Genomic DNA, 19673 nt, shown 5'->3' with positions numbered 1-19673 from the left:
AACCCGAAGCGGAACGCGCCCCCACGGGTCCCGGCCGTCGGTGCCCCCGTCCGCGGCGCCTCCCCGGCCGGGACCCGGAGGCGGAGCCCATCCGCGGGGCAGCTGCCCTGGTGGGCCGTGGCACTGCCCGCTCTCGCGTTCCTGGCCCTGCTGGCGCTCGTCCTCGGCCCGTCCGAGGCCCACGCGGCGTCCGGCCCGTCACCGGCGTTGGCCCGGATCCTGGAGCATGTCCGGGTGTTTCTGCCGGACAGCGCTCCGTGACCGGATCCCGGTGGTGTCCCGCCGAGAGCCCGGCGGTGTCCGGCCGAGGCCCGTCCTCGGTGGTCGCGGTGCGAGGAGTTCCCGGCGGTGTCCGGTGACCGTGCCTGGTGGGCGGGCAGATCACCCGTCACGGGTGAGGCTCTCAACACCCCGCGCCTCACCGCTGGTTTCATGCGAAGCTGGGACGCATGAGCGCCGCTGCAACTTCCCCGGAAACCACCCCCGGACCCTCGGAAAACCGCAGGATCGTCCTCCTCCGCCACGCCAAGGCCGACTGGCCGGAGGTCCCCGACATCGAACGCCCGCTCGCCGACCGCGGGCGCAAGGACGCCCCCGTCGCCGGCCGCCGGATCGCCGGGATGGGCATCAGCCCCGATCTCACCCTCTGCTCGACCGCGGCCCGGACCCGCGAGACCTGGAAGCTCGTCGTGCACGAGCTGCCGCAGCGGCCCAAGACCGTTTACGAGGACCGGTTGTACGAGGCCTCCCTCGGCGAGCTCATCGCCCTGCTCAACGAGACGCCCGACGACGTGAAGGACCTGATGGTCATCGGCCACAACCCCGGGATGCACGCCCTGGCCGACGCACTTGCGGGGGCGGCCGACGCGGACGCCCTGGCCCGCATGCAGCGGAAGGGCTTCCCGACCGCCGCGATAGCCGTCGTCGGCTTCCACGGCTCGTGGAAGTCGGTGGAGCACGGCGTCGGCAAGCTCCTGGACTACTGGACGCCCCACGAGTGACCCCCGGCACCGCTGAGTCGTCGGCCTTCACCCCTGACGGGCGGTGGAGGCCGACGCTCTGTGCGGGGGCGGCACCCGCTTTCCCGGGCAGGCAGCCCCCGCTCAACGGGCAGCAGGTGCACTGTCCCGGGCAGGCCCACGACTGTGTACCGGGCCGTGGAAGCCCCCTGCCGTCCCCGGACCGTTCAGTCGGCGTGCGTGTCCGCCGCCTCGACCTCTTCGCGGGTGACACCCAGCAGGTAGAGCACCGTGTCGAGGAACGGGACGTTCACGGCGGTGTGGGCCGCCTCGCGGACGACCGGCTTGGCGTTGAACGCCACACCGAGCCCCGCAGCGTTGAGCATGTCCAGGTCATTGGCGCCGTCGCCGATCGCGACCGTCTGATCGAGCGGAACCCCTGCCTCGGCGGCGAACCGACGCAGCAGCCGCGCCTTTCCGGCCCGGTCGACCACCTCGCCGATCACCTTGCCGGTCAGCTTCCCGTCCACCACTTCCAGGGTGTTGGCGGAGGCGAAGTCGAGCCCCAGCCGCTCCTGGAGGTCGTCGGTGACCTGGGTGAATCCGCCGGACACGACACCCACTTGGTACCCCAGGCGCTTCAGGGTGCGGATCAGCGTCCGAGCGCCCGGTGTCAGCCGGACCTCCGCGCGCACCTTGTCGACGACCGACGCGTCGAGGCCCGCCAGCAACGCCACGCGGGCGTGCAGCGACTGCTCGAAGTCGAGTTCGCCGCGCATCGCGGCCGTCGTCACCTCGGCGACCTTGTCCTCGCACCCCGCGTGGGCCGCGAAGAGCTCGATCACCTCGTCCTGGATGAGGGTCGAGTCGACGTCCATCACGACCAGCCGCTGGGCCCGCCGCTGGAGGCCGGCGGCGACCACCGCGACATCGACGCCCAGCGCGGCCGCCTCGGTCGCCAGAGCAGTGCGCAGCGGCTCCGTGTCCGCGCCGGACACGGCGAATTCCACCGCGGTGACCGGGTACTTCGCGAGCCGGAAGATCCGGTCGATGTTGCCGCCGGTGCCGGTGATGCGCGCCGCGATGGCGGCCGTCGACTCGGCGGTCAACGGGTTGCCGAGCACGGTGACATGCGAACGTCCCGTACCCCGGGGCCGGTTGTCGCCCCGGCCGGAGATGATCTCGGCCTGCAGCTTGAGCGACTCGGCCCAGCTGTGCACGGTGGCCCGGAGCTCACCCTCGGTGACGCTGTCGCCCCCGCCCGACGGAGCCGTGACCAGGGCGCAGAGCACTATGCGGCCCCGGGTGACGACCTGCTCGATGTCGATGACGTCGACGGAGTAGGCGGCGAGGGTGTCGAACAGCCCCGCGGTGATACCGGGACGGTCCTTGCCGAAGATCTTGACGAGCAGGGTGGGGGCGTCGTCTCCCGGAACCCCGGTGGCGGGTGCGTTCTGCGATGCGCTCATGGTGTACCCACCGTATCGGGGCCGCGGAGGAGGCCGCGCGCCAGTCCCGCAGTACGGGACGTGATCCGGCCCGGCACGCGGCCCGTACGCACCGCGCGCGTGGCCCGCACGCACCGCAGGGAGACACCGGGGTGCCCGGCGCGCACGGTGGGTCACCGTATGTATCCGTCGGGTGGACGGTGGGAGGTGTGCGACGTGTTCGGCGTGCGCGGGGTACTCGGGCTGTGCGCCCCGGGCGCGGAGGCGTGTAGGTGGGCGGACGGGCGGTGGCGCGCCTGGCGCGGGGGAGTGGTGTTGCCGCCGCCGCGTGGCGCGATATCGACACCCGGCAGTCGGCTTCCGCTGCATGTGTCACCGGTGCCCGGTGCCTCGCACTGCGGCTGCTGCCCGCCCGCTGCCCGGGCTCGCGGGGGAGCGGGGCCGGGCCCATGGCCTGGCGCCCGGCGCACGCCCCACGGAGCGAGGCCGTCGGTCGCGATGCGGCATGGATCCCCGCGAAGCCCGACGAAGGCCCCGATGAGCCCGCGCGGGGGCGCCACCGGCCCGTCGAGTTGCCCGTTTGGCGATGATCCATGGATATCGCGCAGCGAATACGGCTCTCTGGGCGCCTTTCAGCGGGTCGGGGCGGACGAGGGTCCCGGTTGCCAAGGCCCGACTTTCAGTTCGGGTGTTGAGCCTGAAATAGTTCCTGACGATGTTCACCATCCCTAGACTCCCGGGCAGGGAGTCACTCGGGGGACAACTAGTGGGGCATGGAGTGCCGGAACTCGTACTGGAATTGAACGGACGGACCTGGGCGCTCGATGCGTCCAGGGCGTACAACCTCGGACGTGATCCGCAGGGCGACATGGTGATCGACGACGCCAGGGTCTCCTGGCGGCACGCCACCATCCGCTGGAGCGGACAGAGTTGGGTGATCGAGGATCACGGAAGCACGAACGGCACCTACGCGCAGGGCCGACGTATTCAGCAGCTGGAGCTCGGACCCGGTTCGGTGGTACACCTCGGCAACGCGACCGACGGTCCGCGACTGAACCTCAGCGGTGCCGCGGCGTCGGCGGGGCAGGGCGGGCAGCCCGCGTCGGCCGCGCCGCAGCAGGCCACGCCCGACTGGGTGGCGCAGGGCCTGCAGGCTCAGGGACAGCAGTCTCAACAGCACGCCCAGGCCCACCAGGCTGCGGCTCAGGCCCAGCAGGCCCCGGCCCAGGCCGGGTACGCCCAGGCCCCGTATGCGCAGAGCCCGCAGGGACAGGTGCCCCCGCAGTCCGACTGGCAGCAGGCGCAGGCCGGGCCGGGGCACGCCGGGGCGGCGCAGGCCGGACAGGGGCAGGCCGGACAGGGGCAGGTCCCGCAGCAGGGCGCCGGCTCCGCCGGGGCCCGCCCGGCGAACGGCGACCGCAGCCCGACGTCGTTCCACCGGATCGCCGCCGGCCACGTGATGCGGATCGGCCGTGCGCTGGAGAACGAACTCGTCGTCTCCGACCTCCAGGTCTCCCGGCACCACGCGGAGTTCCGGGCCACTCCGGACGGCCGGTTCGAAATCGTCGACCTGGGCAGCCACAACGGCACCTATGTCAACGGCCAGCCGGTCCAGAGTCAGATCATCGGCCCGCAGGACATCGTCGGTGTCGGTCACTCGACATTCCGGCTCGTCGGTGACCGGCTCGAGGAATTCGTCGACACCGGTGACGTCTCCTTCTCGGCCCGCCATCTCACGGTGACGGTCGACGGCGGCAAGCAGATTCTCAAGGACGTGTCGTTCGGCGTTCCGGAGAAATCGCTCATCGCGGTGATCGGCCCGTCCGGCTCCGGAAAGTCCACGCTGCTGCGGGCGCTGACCGGATACCGGCCGGCCGATCAGGGCGATGTCCTCTACGACAACCGAAATCTCTACACGCAGTTCGCCGAATTGCGGCAGCGTATCGGTCTGGTCCCACAGGACGACATCCTGCACAAGGAGTTGACGGTCCGCACCGCGCTCAAGTATGCGGCCAAACTCCGTTTCCCCGGCGACACCGCGGAGGCCGAGCGCGAGGCCCGTATCGACGAGGTGCTGCGGGAACTCAAGCTCGACATCCACAAGGACAAGAAGGTCACCTCGCTCTCCGGAGGCCAGCGCAAGCGGGTTTCCGTGGCGCTGGAGCTGCTGACCAAGCCGTCGCTGATATTCCTGGACGAGCCGACCTCCGGCCTCGACCCGGGCATGGACCGCGACGTCATGCAGCTGCTCCGCGGCCTGGCCGACGACGGCCGTACGGTCCTGGTGGTCACCCACTCCGTGGCCGAGCTGGCGATCTGCGACAAGCTGCTGGTCATGGCCCCCGGCGGTTCCGTGGCCTACTTCGGCCCGCCGGAGGAAGCCCTCAACTTCTTCGGCTACCCGACCTGGGCGGACGTCTTCTCGGCCTTCGAGAACTTCCGCGACTACGACTGGACGGGCCGCTGGCGCGGCTCGCAGCACTACCAGATGTACGCCGCGGACCTCGACGCCGTCGCGCCCCAGACCTCGCAGGTGCAGCCGCAGCAGACCCGTCCGCCCAAACCGCAGAGCTGGGGATCCCAGCTGTGGACGCTGATCCGGCGCTATGTGTCGGTGATCGCCTCCGACAAGGGCTTCATCGGGCTGATGGTGCTGCTGCCCGCCATCCTCGGCGGGGTGAGCGTGGTGATCCCGGCGAAGCACGGGCTCACCTTCCCGACTCCCCCCGACCGCTTCAACAGCGGCGCGGGCATGATCATGATGATCCTGGTCGTCGGTATGTGCTTCTCCGGAGCGGCCAACTCCGTCCGGGAACTCATCAAGGAACGGGTGATCTACGAGCGGGAACGCGCCGTCGGGCTGTCCCGGTCCGCGTATCTGATGTCCAAGGTGATCGTGCTCGGCGTGACCACGGCGTTCCAGGCGGTCATCATCTGCGCGATCGGATTCTCGGTGCGCAAACTCCCTGAGGAGGGAGTGGTGTTCGGCTCACCGGCGGTCGAACTGTGCCTGTCGGTGATCGCGATCGGCTTCACCTCGATGATGTTCGGCCTGGTCATCTCCGCGCTGGTGAAGACCGCCGAGAAGACCATGCCGCTGCTGGTCATGTTCGCCATCGTCCAGCTGGTCTTCACCGGAGTGCTGTTCCAGATCTTCGGCAAGCCGGGTCTGGAGCAGTTCGCCTGGCTCATGCCGTCCCGCTGGGCGGTCGGGGCCGCCGGTGCCACGCTGGACCTCTCGCGCCTCATGCCGCCGTGGGACCCGCAGAACCCCACCGACCTCGACCCGCTCTGGGACCACTCCGCGGCCCAGTGGGGCATCGACATGACCCTGCTGATCGCGCTCGGCGTCGGCTGCTGCTTCCTCGTGGCGCGGCTGCTGCGCCGCCACGAGCCGGAGGTCATGCGCAAGTAACGGCACACATCCGGGCCGGCGCCGCCCGGCTCCGGACGTGCCGAAGGGCGGCGGCAACCCTCAGGGGTTGCGGCCGCCCTCGTGCATGCGACGCTCCGCGTTCTGGAATCGCGGTGGTGCGTGGCCTCGGCCGTACGGGCCGGACGGATCAGTACGCGGAGTCCACGTTGTCCATCGAGCCGTACCGGTCGGCGGCGTAGTTGCACGCGGCAACGATGTTGGCGACCGGGTCGTACTGCGAGTTCTTGGTGCCCTCGACGTGGTACTCGTCGAAGGTCGGCTTGATCACCTGCAGCAGACCGATGGACGGAACGCCGTTCTGGGCGTTGATGTCCCAGTTGTTGATCGCGTTCGGGTCACCGGCGGACTCACGGATGATGTTGCGGTGAATGCCCTCGTACGAGCCAGGGATGTCGTGCTTCTTCATGATGTCCATGGCCTCGCGGATCCACCCGTCGAGGTTGTTCGGGTACTGCTTGGGGGCGACGGCCGCGCGCGCCTTGGACCGGTTCGCGGCCTCCTTGGCGGCACGCTCCTTGGCGGCCTTGGCCTTGGCGGCCTTCTCCTTGGCCTCGGCGGCGAACTGAGCCTTCTTCTTGGCCATCTCCGCGGCGGCCTTCTTCTGCCGCTCGGCCTCGGCCTTGGCCTTGGCGGCCTGGGCCTTCTTGGCGGCCTCGGCGGACTGCTGGGTCAGGCTGTCCTTCTCGATCTTGCCGACGCTACCGGCGTGCTGCTCCGCGACGGGCTTCGCGGAGAGCGCCTGGGCCTTGGGCGCCTGCTCGGCCTCGGCGGAACCGGGTACGACCGCGAAGGCCAGGGCCGCGGCGCCCGCTGCGGCGACACCCGCGGCGGAGAGACGGTGGGTCTTGGTCAGACGGCGATAACCAGAAAACGTGGGGACGGGCATGCGTGGGACCTCTTCCAATAGCTGGTGTCGCAGAGGCCGGGTCGGTGTCGGCAGCGGGTGATCCCTGAGCGGCAGGGATTCGCTCGCCGTCCGGCAGAAAGCGCCGCCTTCGATCTGCGGCGCCGTGCGACGGGAGCAATTCTTAGCGGGCCCAAAATGCCTTTGGCAATGATGTGACGTACTACCGGGAGTCGTTGGAAAGGGGGTCCCGCGAACGCATTCCAGCGGGTTCCGTCACCGCTCACCCGACCTTTATGCATCCACTAAGGCAGGTCGTAAGTGATGTGCGTCCTATGTGCGGGCTCACATTCGGCCCGGGTGGATTTCACCGGATGAATCCGGGGTGGCACCCAGCGTCGCCGATTTTCTGGCTGCGCCGTGATCCGCGACGGCCCGCGGCCACAGCGGCCCATTCCGGGCCCGATTCCAGGCCGTCCCGGCCCGTTCAACGGGTCCGGGCGCCGCCCGGAGACGCACGGAAGGCCCGACAGAAGGCCGGATGGTCTTCCGCGGGCCGTTCCGGTGGACCGGGAAAGTTGCCCCGGGCCTGTTTATCAGCCGGGGAGCATCAGATGCACATCGCCGAATTCGTGCCACAGATAGCGGTGGGCCAGCGCCGCTTCATAGCTGCGGCGCAGCACTTCCCGGCCCACGACGGCCTCCAGCATCAGCAGATGGGAGGCCTGCGGTTCGTGCAGCCCGGTCAGCAGGCCGTCGACGGCCCGGACACCGCGCCGCGGGGTGACGACCAGATCCGTCCAGCCGGCGGCGGGACGCACCACACCCGACGGCGAGGCCGCCGACTCCAGGGCCCGTACCGCCGTCGTGCCCACCGCCACGATCCGGCCACCGCCCGCCCGCGCCGCGTTGACCAGCCAGGCCGTGGACTCCGGCACGGCGAAGCGCTCCGGGTACGGCGGTTCGTGGGACTCCGCCGACGCCACCCCCGTGTGCAGCGTGACCGGAGCGAACTGCACACCCCGGCTGACCAGCTCCGCCACCATCGCGGCGGTGAAGGGCCGGGCGGCGCTCGGCATCTCCGCCGAACCGTCCCCGTCGGGCGAGGGCGCGGCGAAGACCGTCTGGTGAGCGGCGAGCGGCTGGTCCCGCTCGGTGTAGCGGTACCGGATGGGCCGCCCGTACCGGTGCAGCAGGGCCGACACCCCCGTGACCGGCCCTGCAGGCCCACCCCCGGAGCCCGCGCCCTCGGCCCCCGGGCCGGAGCCCGCGCCCTCGGCTCCCGGGCCGGAGCCCGCGCCCTCGGCTCCCGGGCCGGAGCCCGCGCCCTCGGCTCCCGGGCCGGAGCCCGCGCCCTCGGCTCCCGGGCCGGAGCCCGCGCCCTCGGCCTCCGGGCCGGAGCCCGCGCCCGTGCCGAAGCCCGTCCGCACGCCGGATTCCGTCCCTGAGCTCGTACCGAAGCCCGTCGGCTGCGGACGGGCTCCCGTCCCGGTGCCCGTGCCGAAGCCCGTCGGCGCGCCGGATCCCGTCCCCGCGCCCGCTCCCGCCCGCACGCCGGAGCCCTCGCGCCCGCCGGCCCCCGTGCCCGTACCGGAAGCCCGCGCCCCCGCGTCCCCCGGTGCCGACTGCCCGCCCCCGGCCCCCGGGGCCAGCAGCGTGGCCCACCACAGCCGGGAGCCCGGCCCGTTCAACGGCTCCTCGACCCGGAGCAGCGCCCCGCCCGGCAGCCGGACGAGAGCGCCCCGCGGCCCCACGGCCCGCAGCAGCGTGCTCCCCCTGCCGTCCGGACTCCGCAGCTCCACCGACCAGCACTCCCCGTCCGGCCCGGATCCCGGGCGGTCCGGGCCGCCGTGGGTCGAGAAGTGCACCACCACCGGCTCACCCCGGTCGTCCCCGAGCCGCCCGTCGACCGCCGCGGGCAGCGTCCGCGAGGTGTTCACCACCAGCACGTCCCCGGCGCCCAGCAGCTCCGGCAGGTCCCGGAACCACCGGTGCGACAGCGCCGCGCCCCGTCCGGCCAGCAGCCGCACCGAGTCCCGGCCCAGCCCCGGGCCGCGCTGCTCGGCGGGGATCCGGGCCGACAGCTCCTCGGGCACCCGCAGGGCCTCGAACACGGTCATCGGACCACCGCCTGCAGCGCGGGTACGGAGTACCGGCCGCTCGGCGCCGCCCCGTCGATCAGCCCGAGCAGGGCCGGGACGGCGCTCTCCGGAAGCGGACGGCCGGAGGGGGCGTCGTCCGGGACGGCCGCCGCGTAGAGGTCCGTCCGCAGGTCCCCGGGGTCAACCCACCACACCCGCAGCCCCGGCTCCTCCTCCGCCAGCACCGCCAACAGCTGGTCCAGCGCCGCCTTCGACGCCCCGTAGCCGCCCCAGGTGGGATACGCCTCCACCGCCGCGTCCGAGCTGACGGACAGCACGCTTCCGGCGGACTCCCGCAGCAGCACGAGCGCCTCCTGCACCAGGGCCAGCGGCGCCACCGCATTTGTCTCCAGCGCCGCCCGCAGGCCCGCCACCGGCAGCGCGTCCAGCCGGACCAGCGGCTCGGCCCCCAGCGCACTCGCGTTGTTGACCAGCAGATCCAGGCCGCCCAACGCCCGCGCCGCCGCCACCAGATCCGCCCGGTGCGCGGCGTCCGTCACATCCCCCGGCAGCGCCGTCACCCGGCTCCCGCCGGCCCGGAGGTCCTCCGCGGCCGACCGCAGCGGCCCCGCGGACCGCGCGTCCAGCACCAGATCCCAGCCGCGCCCGGCGAGCGCCGCCGCCAGCGCGCGGCCCAGCCCCTTCGACGCACCTGTGATGATCGCAACCGGCATGTGGCCCATCCCCTTCGCCGTGCCGCCGCCCTCGTGGGCGGACCGTGCATTCACCGTAGGAACGCCGCCGCGCCCGGCACCTCGGCCACGGGGCGGGACCGCTCAAGGGCCTTCGCCCTAGGCCTCGCGCGCCATACGGCGTCGTCCGCTCGGAGGGCCCAGCGGCGGTGTCCGGTGCGGGCGACCGCCGGGCGGAGAGTGGGGGGGCACCTCCCGGGCCGCCAGGCCCAGGTGGGGGCACCTCCCGGGCCGCCAGGCCCAGGGGGAGAGGACGGGAGCGGGGCTGTGCCGAGCCCGGCAAGGCGGCGAGCCTGGACACCGCCCCGCCCGCGCGGGACGCATCCGACAGGACCTAGGACTTCCGGCTCTCCACGGCCTCGGCCGGGGGACCGAGGCCCCTGCCTCCGCGGTCCGATCCCACCGGGCCGCCCCGCCGGTACCGTGAGCCCATGACCATCGGTTCCGCGCCCGGATCGGGACTCGCCGCGGTGAGCGCCGCGCTGCTCGCCATGAGCCGCCACCTCGAAGTCCGTGACGTGCTGCACACGATCGTGGCGTCCGCCCGGGAGCTGCTCGACGCCGAGTACGCCGCCCTGGGCGTCCCCGACGATCACGGCGGCTTCGCCCAGTTCGTCGTGGACGGCGTCACCGACGAGGAGTGGAAGGCGATCGGCCCGCTGCCCCGCCAGCACGGCATCCTCGCCGCCATGCTGAAGGAGGCCACCCCGCAGCGGCTGGCCGACGTCCGCACCGACCCCCGGTTCGAGGGCTGGCCCGCCGCGCACCCCGAGATGTCCGACTTCCTCGGCCTGCCCGTCGCCGACGGCGACGAGGTGCTCGGGGCGCTGTTCCTGGCGAACAAGCGGTGCCCCAAACCGGAGGGTGGCTGCGGCTTCACCGAGGACGACGAGGCCCTGCTCGGCATCCTCGCCCAGCACGCCGCCATCGCCCTCACCAACGCCCGCCTGTACGAGCGCAGCCGCGAACTCACCATCGCCGGCGAGCGCGCCCGGCTGGCGCACGAGCTCCACGACGCCGTCGCCCAGAAGCTCTTCTCGCTCCGCCTCACCGCACAGGCCGCGGCGGCCCTGGTGGACCGCGACCCGGCCCGTGCCAAGGGGGAGCTCCAGCAGGTCGCGGACCTCGCGGCGGAAGCGGCCGACGAACTGCGCGCCGCCGTGGTCGAGCTGCGCCCCGCCGCCCTGGACGAGGACGGCCTGGTGGCCACCCTGCGCACCCAGGTGCAGGTGCTCGACCGCGCCCACGCCGCCCGGGTCACCTTCGCGGCCCAGAACGTACGGGCCCTCCCCGCGTCCCAGGAGGAGGCGGTGCTCCGGGTGGCCCAGGAGGCCCTGCACAACGCGCTGCGGCACTCGGCCGCCGAAGAGGTCGCGGTCTCCCTCGCCCGGCACGGCCAGGGCGCGGTCCTGCGGGTCGCCGACGACGGCCGCGGCTTCGACCCCTCCGCGGTGCGCCGCGCCGGACGCCACCTCGGCCTGGTGTCGATGCGCGACCGGGCGAGCGGCGTCGGCGGCGGGCTGACGGTGGAGTCGGAGCCCGGACGGGGCACCGTGATCGAGATGGAGGTGCCCGGTGGCTGAGCCCCGCCGCAGCATTCGTGTGCTGCTCGTCGACGATCACCAGGTCGTCCGCCGTGGTCTGCGCACCTTCCTGGAGGTGCAGGACGACATCGAGGTCGTGGGGGAGGCGGCCGACGGCGCGGAGGGCGTCGCATGCGCCGAGGAACTCCGCCCCGACGTGGTGCTGATGGACGTCAAGATGCCCGGCACCGACGGCATCGAGGCCCTGCGGCAGCTCCGCGCCCGGGAGAACCCCGCCCGGGTGCTGATCGTCACCAGCTTCACCGAGCAGCGCACCGTCGTCCCCGCGCTCCGGGCCGGTGCCGCCGGCTACGTCTACAAGGACGTGGACCCCGAGGCGCTGGCCGGGGCCATCCGCTCCGTGCACGCCGGTCATGTCCTGCTCCAGCCCGAGGTGGCGGGCGCCCTGCTCTCCCAGGAGGTGGCGGGCGGCGCGCAGGGCCGCGGCAACGCGCTGACCGAGCGGGAGCGCGAAGTGCTGGCGCTGATCGCCGACGGCCGCTCCAACCGGGAGATCGCCCGCGCGCTGGTGCTGTCCGAGAAGACGGTCAAGACGCATGTGTCGAACATCCTGATGAAGCTGGACCTGGCGGACCGCACCCAGGCGGCGCTGTGGGCCGTACGCCACGGCGTGACCGGCTGACCGCACGGCGCCGGTTCCATGACGGACTGAGATTCATACTGTCGGGTGTAAGTAGCCCGGCCGGCGCAACCCGGCGGGCAGCGGGCCGTTCTCCATGGCGTGCCGCGGCGACTGGCCGCGGCAACCGCGAGGAGGGTCAAGAAAGTGAAGAACCTGAAGAAGGCAGCTGCCGTCGCCATGGTCGCGGGCGGCATCGTCGCCGCCGGCGCCGGTGTGGCCTCCGCCACCGATGGTGCGCACGCGAACGGCGAGGCCCTGCGCTCGCCGGGTGTGCTCTCGGGCAACCTGGTTCAGGCGCCGGTGCACGTCCCGGTCAATGTCTCCGGCAACACGGTCAGCGTGATCGGCGCGATGAACACGGCGTTCGACAACGAGGCCGTCAACCGCTGATCAGCACGCGCACTCGCGCCCGAAGGCCCCGCGGATCCGCTCCGCGGGGCCTTCCGCCCTCTGCATTCACGGTCCGTCCGGGGCCGTGCGCGGAGCGTGCCGGCACCAGCGACGACGTGACGCATGTCTCCACTGCCGCTCGGGGACCCGCAGTCCGGGGACCGCAGCCTGGGTTGTCGCGGCGCCCCCCGGACCTCCGGCCCGGTCGGTACCCCTCACCGCTCAGTGCCGCTCCCGCTCCTCCACATACGCGTTGTACGCGGCGACCTGGGCCCGCCGGGCCGTCCGCTCCACCGGCCGCAGCGCCTCCGCCCGCGCCGCGATCTGCGAAGCGCTCACCGCGCTCCCGTGCTCCTGCGGACCCTGCGCACCCTGGGCGATGGCGATCAGCGCCCCCACCCGCTGCGCCAGCTCCAGCACCCGGACCGCCCGCGGCGGATAGCCCGGCGCCAGCACCTCCCGCCCCCGCTCCGAGCGCGCCCGGTAGGCCTCCAGCGCGGCCTGGGCCACCGGCCCCGACCCGGCCACGTCCAGCCGGGACAGCAGCTCCGTCGCGTCCCGCAGGGCCTCCGCGAGCTCCCGCTCGGCCTCGCCCAGCGACGGCACGTCCGCCGGCGGCGCGTCCCGTACGGGCAGGCAGTGCCACACCACCTCGCGGTGCACGTCCGCGTCGGCCGCCGCACCCCCCGGCCCCGCCTCGTACACCTCCGGGACCAGCCCCAGCGGATGCCCGCCGGTGGCGATCACCGCCTCCTGCGCGGCCAGCGCCCGTGCGTTGAAGTCCGGCGGCCCGCTCAGCCCCAGCGGATGGCCCGCCACCGGCAGCGCCACCCGCAGTCCGGTCGTCCCCAGCGCCCGCAGCCGCCCCAGCCCCAGGCTGAGCCCGACGGGGCCGTCCTCGCCCGGCAGCCCGTCGATCCGGTGCGGTGCGTCCTCCGCGACCACGCGGTGCACCGCGTCATCGGGGGAGATAAGTCCGGCCAAAAGGGCATTTCCCCATGCGGCCAGCCGTCCTGAGCGGGGTTCGGTGAGCATGGGACCAGCCTAGGGACTTGCCCCGTCGGGCGGTGGCGTAGGTTTTCCCTGGGGGCTGCGCCGACGGGGCGCACACGCGACATCCGAGACTGCATGGGAGAAAACGCGCTCATGAGCGATGTACTGGAGCTGGTGGACGTATCCGTGGTCCGCGAGGGCCGGGCTCTGGTGGACCAGGTCTCCTGGTCGGTCGCCGAAGGGGAGCGCTGGGTGATCCTCGGCCCCAACGGTGCGGGCAAGACCACCCTTCTCAACGTGGCCTCGAGCTACCTCTTCCCGACGGCCGGTTCCGCACAGATCCTGGGGGAGAAGCTCGGCGGCGTCGACGTCTTCGAGCTCCGGCCGCGCATCGGCATGGCCGGCATCGCCATGGCCGACAAGCTCCCCCGCAGCCAGACGGTGCTGCAGACCGTGCTCACCGCCGCGTACGGCATGACCGCGCACTGGCACGAGAACTACGAGGCCGTCGACGAGCAGCGCGCCCGCGCCTTCCTCGACGTCCTCGGCATGAACGACTATCTCGACCGGAAGTTCGGCACCCTCTCCGAGGGCGAGCGCAAGCGCACTCTGATCGCGCGCGCCATGATGATCGACCCGGAGCTGCTGCTCCTCGACGAGCCGGCGGCCGGTCTCGACCTCGGCGGCCGCGAGGACCTCGTCCGCCGTCTGGGCCGGCTCGCCCGCGACCCGCTCGCGCCCTCCATGATCATGGTGACCCACCACGTCGAGGAGATCCCGCCGGGCTTCACCCACGTCCTGATGATCCGTCAGGGCAAGGTGCTCGCGGCCGGCCCCGTCGAGACCGAGCTGACCTCCCGCAACCTCTCGCTCTGCTTCGGGCTGCCGCTCGTCGTCGAGCGCAACGGCCACCGCTGGACCGCCCAGGGGCTGCCGCTGTCCTGACCCGCGGCCCCCGCCCGCGGTGGCCCACCGGCCGCCCCGGCGGACCGCCCGCCCGAGGGCCCGGCCGCGTCGCGCGCCCCCAACCGCCGTCTTTCGGCCATGCCTTCGGTCAACGGGTCCTGAGTGACCACTGTCCGCGACGAGGTCACCACGCCTACCATGAACCCGTGGATCCATGGGTGTGGTGGCTGATCGCCGCCGTCGGACTGGGAATTCCCCTTGTGGTGACCGCGATGCCCGAGTTCGGGATGTTCGCGGTCGGAGCCGTCGCGGGCGCCGTCGTCGCCGCGCTGGGCGGCGGGACCGTGCCCCAGGTACTGGTCTTCGTACTCGTCTCCGTCGCGCTCATCGCCGTGGTGCGCCCGATCGCGGCCCGCCACCGGCAGCAGCGTCCCCAACTCGCCAGTGGCGTGGACGCGTTGCGCGGCAAGCAGGCCGTCGTGCTCGAACGGGTCGACGGCAGCGGCGGCCGCATCAAGCTGGCGGGCGAGGTCTGGTCGGCCCGCACGCTCGACGGCGACCAGGTGTACGAAGTGGGCCAGCAGGTGGACGTCGTCGAGATCGACGGCGCGACGGCCGTGGTCATATGACGCTCCGCCAGGGCGGACCGGAACGGCCGACGCGGACCACCGATCTCTGACAGACTGATCATCAGGCAACCGAAGGGGTACGGAGAGCATCCATGGAACCGATCATCATCGTCCTGATCATCCTGGTGGTGCTCGTCTTCATCGCACTCATGAAGACGGTGCAGGTCATTCCGCAGGCCAGCGCCGCCATCGTGGAGCGCTTCGGCCGCTACACCCGCACCCTCAACGCGGGCCTGAACATCGTCGTCCCCTTCATCGACTCCATCCGCAACCGGATCGACCTCCGCGAGCAGGTCGTGCCGTTCCCCCCGCAGCCGGTGATCACCCAGGACAACCTGGTCGTCAACATCGACACCGTCATCTACTACCAGGTGACCGACGCCCGGGCCGCGACCTATGAGGTCGCCAGCTACATCCAGGCGATCGAGCAGCTGACCGTCACCACCCTGCGCAACATCATCGGCGGCATGGACCTCGAGCGGACCCTGACCTCCCGCGAGGAGATCAACGCCGCGCTCCGCGGAGTCCTCGACGAGGCCACCGGCAAGTGGGGCATCCGCGTCAACCGCGTCGAGCTCAAGGCGATCGAGCCGCCCACCTCCATCCAGGACTCGATGGAGAAGCAGATGCGCGCCGACCGTGACAAGCGCGCCGCGATCCTCACCGCCGAGGGCATCCGGCAGTCCCAGATCCTCACCGCCGAGGGCGAGAAGCAGTCGGCCATCCTCCGTGCCGAGGGTGAGGCCCGGGCCGCGGCCCTGCGCGCCGAGGGCGAGGCCCAGGCGATCCGGACGGTCTTCGAGTCCATCCACGCCGGTGACCCGGACCAGAAGCTGCTCTCCTACCAGTACCTCCAGATGCTGCCGAAGATCGCCGAAGGCGACGCCAACAAGCTCTGGATCGTGCCCAGCGAGATCGGCGACGCCCTCAAGGGGCTCAGCGGAGCCATCGGCAACTTCGGACCCATGGGCGGCGGCGGTGGCGGGGGCAGCACCCCGATCGCCAAGACCCCTGGTCCGCGCCGTGAGCAGCCCCCGATCGACTGACACCTCCGGCCCTCGGGCATGATCGGTGCAGCGGGCACCGATCACGAGTGAGGGAGCAGCGTGGGCATCTGGGAGGCAGTCGCCGTCTTCGTGGCGGGCATCGGCGCCGGCACGATCAACACTGTGGTCGGCTCCGGCACGCTCATCACCTTCCCGGTGCTGCTGGCCACCGGACTGCCGCCGATCACCGCGAACGTCTCCAACACCCTCGGCCTGGTCCCCGGCGCCATCAGCGGCGCCATCGGCTACCGGCGCGAACTGAGCGGCCAGCGGCAACGCGTCCTCCGCCTCGGCGGAACCGCGCTCATCGGCGGACTCACCGGCGCCGCCCTGCTGATCACCCTGCCCTCGGCGGCGTTCGACGCGATCGTGCCGGCCCTGATCGCCATCGCCCTCGTCCTGGTCGTCCTCCAGCCCCGGCTCTCCCGCGCCGTCCAGCGGCACCGGGAGCAGAACGGAACGGACGCCCACCCCGACGGCGGCCCCGTCCTCCTCGTCGGCCTGCTCCTGGCGAGCATGTACGGGGGCTATTTCGGAGCCGCCCAGGGGGTCCTCTACCTCTCCCTGATGGGCCTGCTGCTCCACGAGGACCTGCAGCGCATCAACGCCGTCAAGAACATCCTCGCCGTGATCGTCAACGGCGTCGCCGCCGTCTTCTTCCTCTTCGTCGCCGACTTCGACTGGTACGCCGTGCTGCTCATCGCCGCCGGCTCGGCCGTCGGCGGCCAGATCGGCGCCAAGGTCGGCCGACGGCTCCCCCCGACCGTGCTGCGCGGGGTCATCGTCGCCGTCGGCATCGCCGCGATCGTCCAGCTGCTGCTCGGCTGAACAGCAACCGGACGACCCCGGCGGCCGGGCCGCCCCCGATCAGGACGACCCCATCAGGCCGGCCCCCACTAGGTCGGCCCCCACTAGGTCGGCCCCCTTCAGGTCGGCCCCGATCAGGCCGGCAGCGGCAGCCAATCCGGCAGGACCTCCCGGCCCGAGACGCCCAGCGCCAGCAGCAGTGCGTCCGAGGGCGTCGGCTCGAACGGCTTGCCGAGCAGCCGCATCCCCGCCTGCTCCGGCGTCCGGTCGGCCTTGCGGTGATTGTCCTCGGCGCAGGCCGCCACCGTGTTCAGCCAGGTGTCGCCACCGCCGTGCGAACGCGGCACCACGTGGTCCACGGTCGTCGCCCGGCGCCCGCAGTACGCGCACCGGTGCCGGTCCCGCACCAGGACCCCGCGCCGCGACCACGGCGCCCGTCTTCGGAACGGCACCCGGACGTACCGGCAGAGCCTGATCACCTGCGGCACCGGCAGATCGACCGCCGCGGCCCGGATCCGCAGCCCGGGATGGGCCTGCTCCACCACGGCCTTGTCCTGCATCACCAGCACCACGGCCCGTCGCAGCGTCACCGTCGACAGCGGCTCGAAGCTTGCATTCAGCACCAGGGTCTCGCGCATCCCGGCCCACCCTCCCGGCAGTCGTCCATGTGCCGCTCCGCGGCGCCGCCCCCCGCTCGGCGGGCTGGATCAACTCTGGCCGGACGCCCCGGTCGGGACAACGCAATTTCCTGTACGGCGGGCGACGGCGCGGTGAAAAGACGACTGCCCCGGCCACCGGAGAGGTGGCCGGGGCAGCAGCGGCGTGCCGAAGCGGAAGCGGATCCGGTGGTCAGCTCCCCGCCGGGGCGCCGTACTCACCGATCAGCTGGGCCCGCCCCAGGGTGTGGAACCGGAGGTTGAAGCCCACAGCGGCCGGAGAGGCGTCCGCGTCCGGCCCCAGCTTCTCCGTGTCCACGGCGTACACGGTGAAGACGTAGCGGTGGGCCGGGTCTCCGGGCGGCGGCGCCGCACCGCCGAACTCCTTGGTGCCGAAGTCGTTCCGCGCGTGCACGACACCCGGGGGCAGTCCCTCGAACGCGCCGCCCGCCGCCCCTGCGGGGAGTTCGGTGACCGTCGCGGGGATGTCGAACAGCACCCAGTGCCAGAACCCGCTGCCCGTCGGGGCGTCCGGGTCGAAGCACGTCACCGCGAAGCTCTCGGTCTCCGCGGGGAAGCCCTCCCACCGCAGATGCGGCGAGGTGTTCCCACCCGCGTGCAGCTGGGCGTCGCTCAGCGTGGCCCCCGGCGCGATGTCCTCGCTCACCACGGTGAACGAGGGCACCGACGGGTGGAAGTCATGCGGAAGCGGCGGCCTCTTGAGCTCGGTCACGTCAAAACCTCCTGCTCGGTGGATCTTGCCCTCCGAGCCTAGATCCTGTCGTCGGCCTCCCACGGGCGCCGGGGTGTGACTAGAACCAGTTGCGACGGCCGCCGACCTCGGCGAGCCACTGGTTGAGGTACGCGGCCCAGTCGGTCTCCTGGAAGGAGTGGAGACCGACGGTGAACGCCCGGTACGAGTCGCTGCCCTCGGTGAACAGGCCCGGCTTCTTGTCCATCTCCAGGATGACGTCCATCTCGCGGTCGTCCGCGACGAAGGTCAGCTCGACCTGGTTCAGCCCCCGGTACTGCTGCGGCGCGAAGAACTCGATCTCCTGGTAGAACGGCAGCCGCTGCCGCGTCCCGCGGATGTGACCGCGCTCCAGGTCCGCGCTCTTGAAGCGGAACCCGAGGGCGCCGAACGCGTCCAGGATCGCCTGCTGCGCCGGAAGCGGGTGCACATTGACCGGGTCGAGGTCGCCCGAGTCCACGGCGCGCGCGATCTGCAGCTCGGTGGTGACGCCGACGTTCATCCCCGTCAGATGACGGCCGAGGAACGTCGTCACCGGGGTCTCCCACGGGATCTCCAGCCCGAACGGCACCGCGTGCACGGCCCCCGGCTGCACCTCGAACGCCCCGCCCAGCTGCTGCCGGTGGAACTCGATGTCCTGCTTGAACTCGTTGTCGCCGCTCTCCACCTCGACCCGGGCCTGGAGCCCGACCGTCAGGCCCTCGATCTGCTGGGCCACCGAACCGCCCTGGATCCGGACCTCGCCCTGGACGACTCCGCCCGGCACGACGTTCTCCTCGGTGAGCACCGTCTCCACCGACGCCCCGCCGGCACCCAGACTCGCCAGCAGCTTCTTGAAGCCCATGTTCTTCCTCCCAGGCAGAGCCTGATTCTCGCGTGATCTCTCCGTACATACGCGGAACGGCCGTCGCTGGTTCCGCGTACCTCAGCCTTCCAAGCGGAAGGTCGCATGACCAGCGGCCGGGCCGTACGCGTTCAACTACGCTCGGAGTCCATGCCGCACCGTACGCCGCTCACACGCGACTTCTTCGACCGGCCCGTCCTGGAGGTCGCCCCCGACCTCCTCGGCCGGACGCTCGTCCGTACGTCCCCCGACGGCCCGATCGAACTGCGTCTGACGGAAGTCGAGGCCTACAACGGCTCGACGGATCCCGGTTCCCACGCCTACCGCGGTCGCACCGCGCGAAACGCCTCGATGTTCGGTCCGCCCGGCCATGCGTACGTCTACTTCATCTATGGGATGTGGTTCAGTCTCAACCTCGTCTGCGGTCCGGTCGGCACCGCGAGCGGGGTGCTGCTCCGGGCGGGTGAGATCACCACGGGCGCCGAACTGGCCCAGAAGCGCCGCCCCGCCGCCCGCAAGGAGAACGAACTGGCGAAGGGGCCCGCCCGCCTGGCCGCGGCTCTGGATGTGGACCGCGGCCTCAACGGCTTCGACATCTGCGCCGGCCCGGACGCCCCCCTCGGAGTCCTGACCGGCGCACCCGCGTCCGTGGACCGGGTGCGCAACGGCCCCCGGACGGGTGTGGGCGGCGAAGGCGCCACCCACCCCTGGCGGTTCTGGATCGAGGGCGACCCGACGGTGAGCCCCTACCGGGCCCACACGCCACGCCGCCGACGCCCGAGCGGGGCTTGACTCCGGTTGGACGACCGCCTAACGTAGCCCGAGCCGCTTGAACGGGCAGTGCTTCGGGAAGGCCGTACGGCCACCCCGGACCACCCGCAAGCGGCACAACCATCACTACGGCA

General features: G+C 72.1%; 18 protein-coding genes and 2 pseudogenes. 11 read left to right on the top strand and 9 right to left on the bottom strand.

Annotation, left to right across the window (positions count from 1 at the left end; genetic code table 11):
• Positions 1-117 precede the first annotated feature (117 nt).
• Entirely contained in the window at positions 118-261 is a 144-nt protein-coding gene (locus tag AC3EQ1_RS26300) for a hypothetical protein (protein ID WP_432096818.1), read from the top strand.
• 188 nt (positions 262-449) lie between these two features.
• Positions 450-1001, top strand: a complete 552-nt coding sequence (locus AC3EQ1_RS26295) for a SixA phosphatase family protein (protein WP_432096817.1) — start codon at positions 450-452, stop codon at positions 999-1001.
• Positions 1002-1186: 185 nt separating this feature from the next.
• On the opposite strand, the gene serB is transcribed toward AC3EQ1_RS26295, so the two are convergent.
• Positions 1187-2428, bottom strand: coding sequence for a phosphoserine phosphatase SerB (gene serB / locus AC3EQ1_RS26290; RefSeq protein WP_432096816.1), 1242 nt, complete (start codon positions 2426-2428; stop codon positions 1187-1189).
• 757 nt (positions 2429-3185) lie between these two features.
• Here serB and AC3EQ1_RS26285 point away from each other — a divergent pair.
• The gene (locus AC3EQ1_RS26285) at positions 3186-5822 is read left to right on the top strand and encodes an ABC transporter ATP-binding protein/permease (RefSeq protein ID WP_432096815.1); all 2637 of its coding nucleotides are present in this window, start codon (positions 3186-3188) and stop codon (positions 5820-5822) included.
• A 148-nt stretch (positions 5823-5970) separates the two neighbouring features.
• Here the strand turns inward: AC3EQ1_RS26285 and AC3EQ1_RS26280 are convergent, their stop codons facing one another.
• The 4 genes and pseudogenes from AC3EQ1_RS26280 to AC3EQ1_RS26265 form a co-directional block, all read right to left on the bottom strand.
• Positions 5971-6729, bottom strand: a complete 759-nt coding sequence (locus AC3EQ1_RS26280) for a transglycosylase SLT domain-containing protein (RefSeq protein ID WP_432096814.1) — start codon at positions 6727-6729, stop codon at positions 5971-5973.
• Between the two features lie 554 nt (positions 6730-7283).
• A pseudogene (locus AC3EQ1_RS26275) lies at positions 7284-7934 on the bottom strand (S-adenosylmethionine:tRNA ribosyltransferase-isomerase); the annotation flags it as partial.
• 618 nt (positions 7935-8552) lie between these two features.
• A pseudogene (locus tag AC3EQ1_RS26270) lies at positions 8553-8807 on the bottom strand (S-adenosylmethionine:tRNA ribosyltransferase-isomerase); the annotation flags it as partial.
• Positions 8804-9502, bottom strand: a complete 699-nt coding sequence (locus AC3EQ1_RS26265) for an SDR family NAD(P)-dependent oxidoreductase (RefSeq protein ID WP_432096813.1) — start codon at positions 9500-9502, stop codon at positions 8804-8806. The pseudogene AC3EQ1_RS26270 and the gene AC3EQ1_RS26265, both read right to left, overlap by 4 nt.
• A gap of 449 nt (positions 9503-9951) precedes the next feature.
• Here AC3EQ1_RS26265 and AC3EQ1_RS26260 point away from each other — a divergent pair, with 449 nt between their 5' ends.
• From AC3EQ1_RS26260 to AC3EQ1_RS26250, 3 genes are all read left to right on the top strand, one after another.
• Positions 9952-11103 (top strand): GAF domain-containing sensor histidine kinase, encoded by a 1152-nt coding sequence (locus AC3EQ1_RS26260; RefSeq protein WP_432096812.1) that lies wholly within the window; start codon positions 9952-9954, stop codon positions 11101-11103.
• Complete coding sequence (locus AC3EQ1_RS26255) at positions 11096-11746, top strand: response regulator (RefSeq protein ID WP_432096811.1); 651 nt, start codon at positions 11096-11098, stop codon at positions 11744-11746. The genes AC3EQ1_RS26260 and AC3EQ1_RS26255 overlap by 8 nt, the downstream gene beginning before the upstream one ends.
• Positions 11747-11890: 144 nt before the next feature.
• On the top strand, positions 11891-12136 hold the full coding sequence (locus tag AC3EQ1_RS26250; RefSeq protein WP_432096810.1) for a chaplin: 246 nt from the start codon (positions 11891-11893) through the stop codon (positions 12134-12136).
• A gap of 222 nt (positions 12137-12358) precedes the next feature.
• Here AC3EQ1_RS26250 and AC3EQ1_RS26245 read toward each other — a convergent pair whose 3' ends face one another.
• Positions 12359-13171, bottom strand: coding sequence for a hypothetical protein (locus tag AC3EQ1_RS26245; protein WP_432096809.1), 813 nt, complete (start codon positions 13169-13171; stop codon positions 12359-12361).
• Between the two features lie 111 nt (positions 13172-13282).
• On the opposite strand from AC3EQ1_RS26245, the gene AC3EQ1_RS26240 reads away from it, so the two are divergent.
• From AC3EQ1_RS26240 to AC3EQ1_RS26225, 4 genes are all read left to right on the top strand, one after another.
• On the top strand, positions 13283-14074 hold the full coding sequence (locus AC3EQ1_RS26240; protein ID WP_388855494.1) for an ABC transporter ATP-binding protein: 792 nt from the start codon (positions 13283-13285) through the stop codon (positions 14072-14074).
• 179 nt (positions 14075-14253) lie between these two features.
• Positions 14254-14664 carry an NfeD family protein gene (locus tag AC3EQ1_RS26235; protein WP_432096841.1) on the top strand — a complete coding sequence of 137 codons (411 nt, stop codon included), beginning with the start codon at positions 14254-14256 and terminating at the stop codon, positions 14662-14664.
• Positions 14665-14756: 92 nt separating this feature from the next.
• A complete protein-coding gene (locus AC3EQ1_RS26230; protein WP_432096808.1) occupies positions 14757-15710 on the top strand; it encodes an SPFH domain-containing protein in 954 nt (317 codons plus the stop codon).
• 60 nt (positions 15711-15770) lie between these two features.
• Positions 15771-16538, top strand: coding sequence for a sulfite exporter TauE/SafE family protein (locus AC3EQ1_RS26225; RefSeq protein ID WP_432096807.1), 768 nt, complete (start codon positions 15771-15773; stop codon positions 16536-16538).
• A gap of 113 nt (positions 16539-16651) precedes the next feature.
• On the opposite strand, the gene AC3EQ1_RS26220 is transcribed toward AC3EQ1_RS26225, so the two are convergent.
• The 3 genes from AC3EQ1_RS26220 to AC3EQ1_RS26210 form a co-directional block, all read right to left on the bottom strand.
• Positions 16652-17155, bottom strand: a complete 504-nt coding sequence (locus AC3EQ1_RS26220; protein WP_432096806.1) for an HNH endonuclease — start codon at positions 17153-17155, stop codon at positions 16652-16654.
• A gap of 211 nt (positions 17156-17366) precedes the next feature.
• A complete protein-coding gene (locus AC3EQ1_RS26215) occupies positions 17367-17906 on the bottom strand; it encodes a YbhB/YbcL family Raf kinase inhibitor-like protein (protein WP_432096805.1) in 540 nt (179 codons plus the stop codon).
• A gap of 79 nt (positions 17907-17985) precedes the next feature.
• On the bottom strand, positions 17986-18768 hold the full coding sequence (locus AC3EQ1_RS26210) for a sporulation protein (RefSeq protein ID WP_432096804.1): 783 nt from the start codon (positions 18766-18768) through the stop codon (positions 17986-17988).
• A gap of 150 nt (positions 18769-18918) precedes the next feature.
• On the opposite strand from AC3EQ1_RS26210, the gene AC3EQ1_RS26205 reads away from it, so the two are divergent.
• Positions 18919-19560, top strand: coding sequence for a DNA-3-methyladenine glycosylase (locus tag AC3EQ1_RS26205; RefSeq protein ID WP_432096803.1), 642 nt, complete (start codon positions 18919-18921; stop codon positions 19558-19560).
• Positions 19561-19673 lie beyond the last annotated feature (113 nt).

The organism is Streptomyces sp. bgisy100 (assembly GCF_057709105.1).
This window is presented reverse-complemented; position numbering and strand designations above follow the sequence as displayed.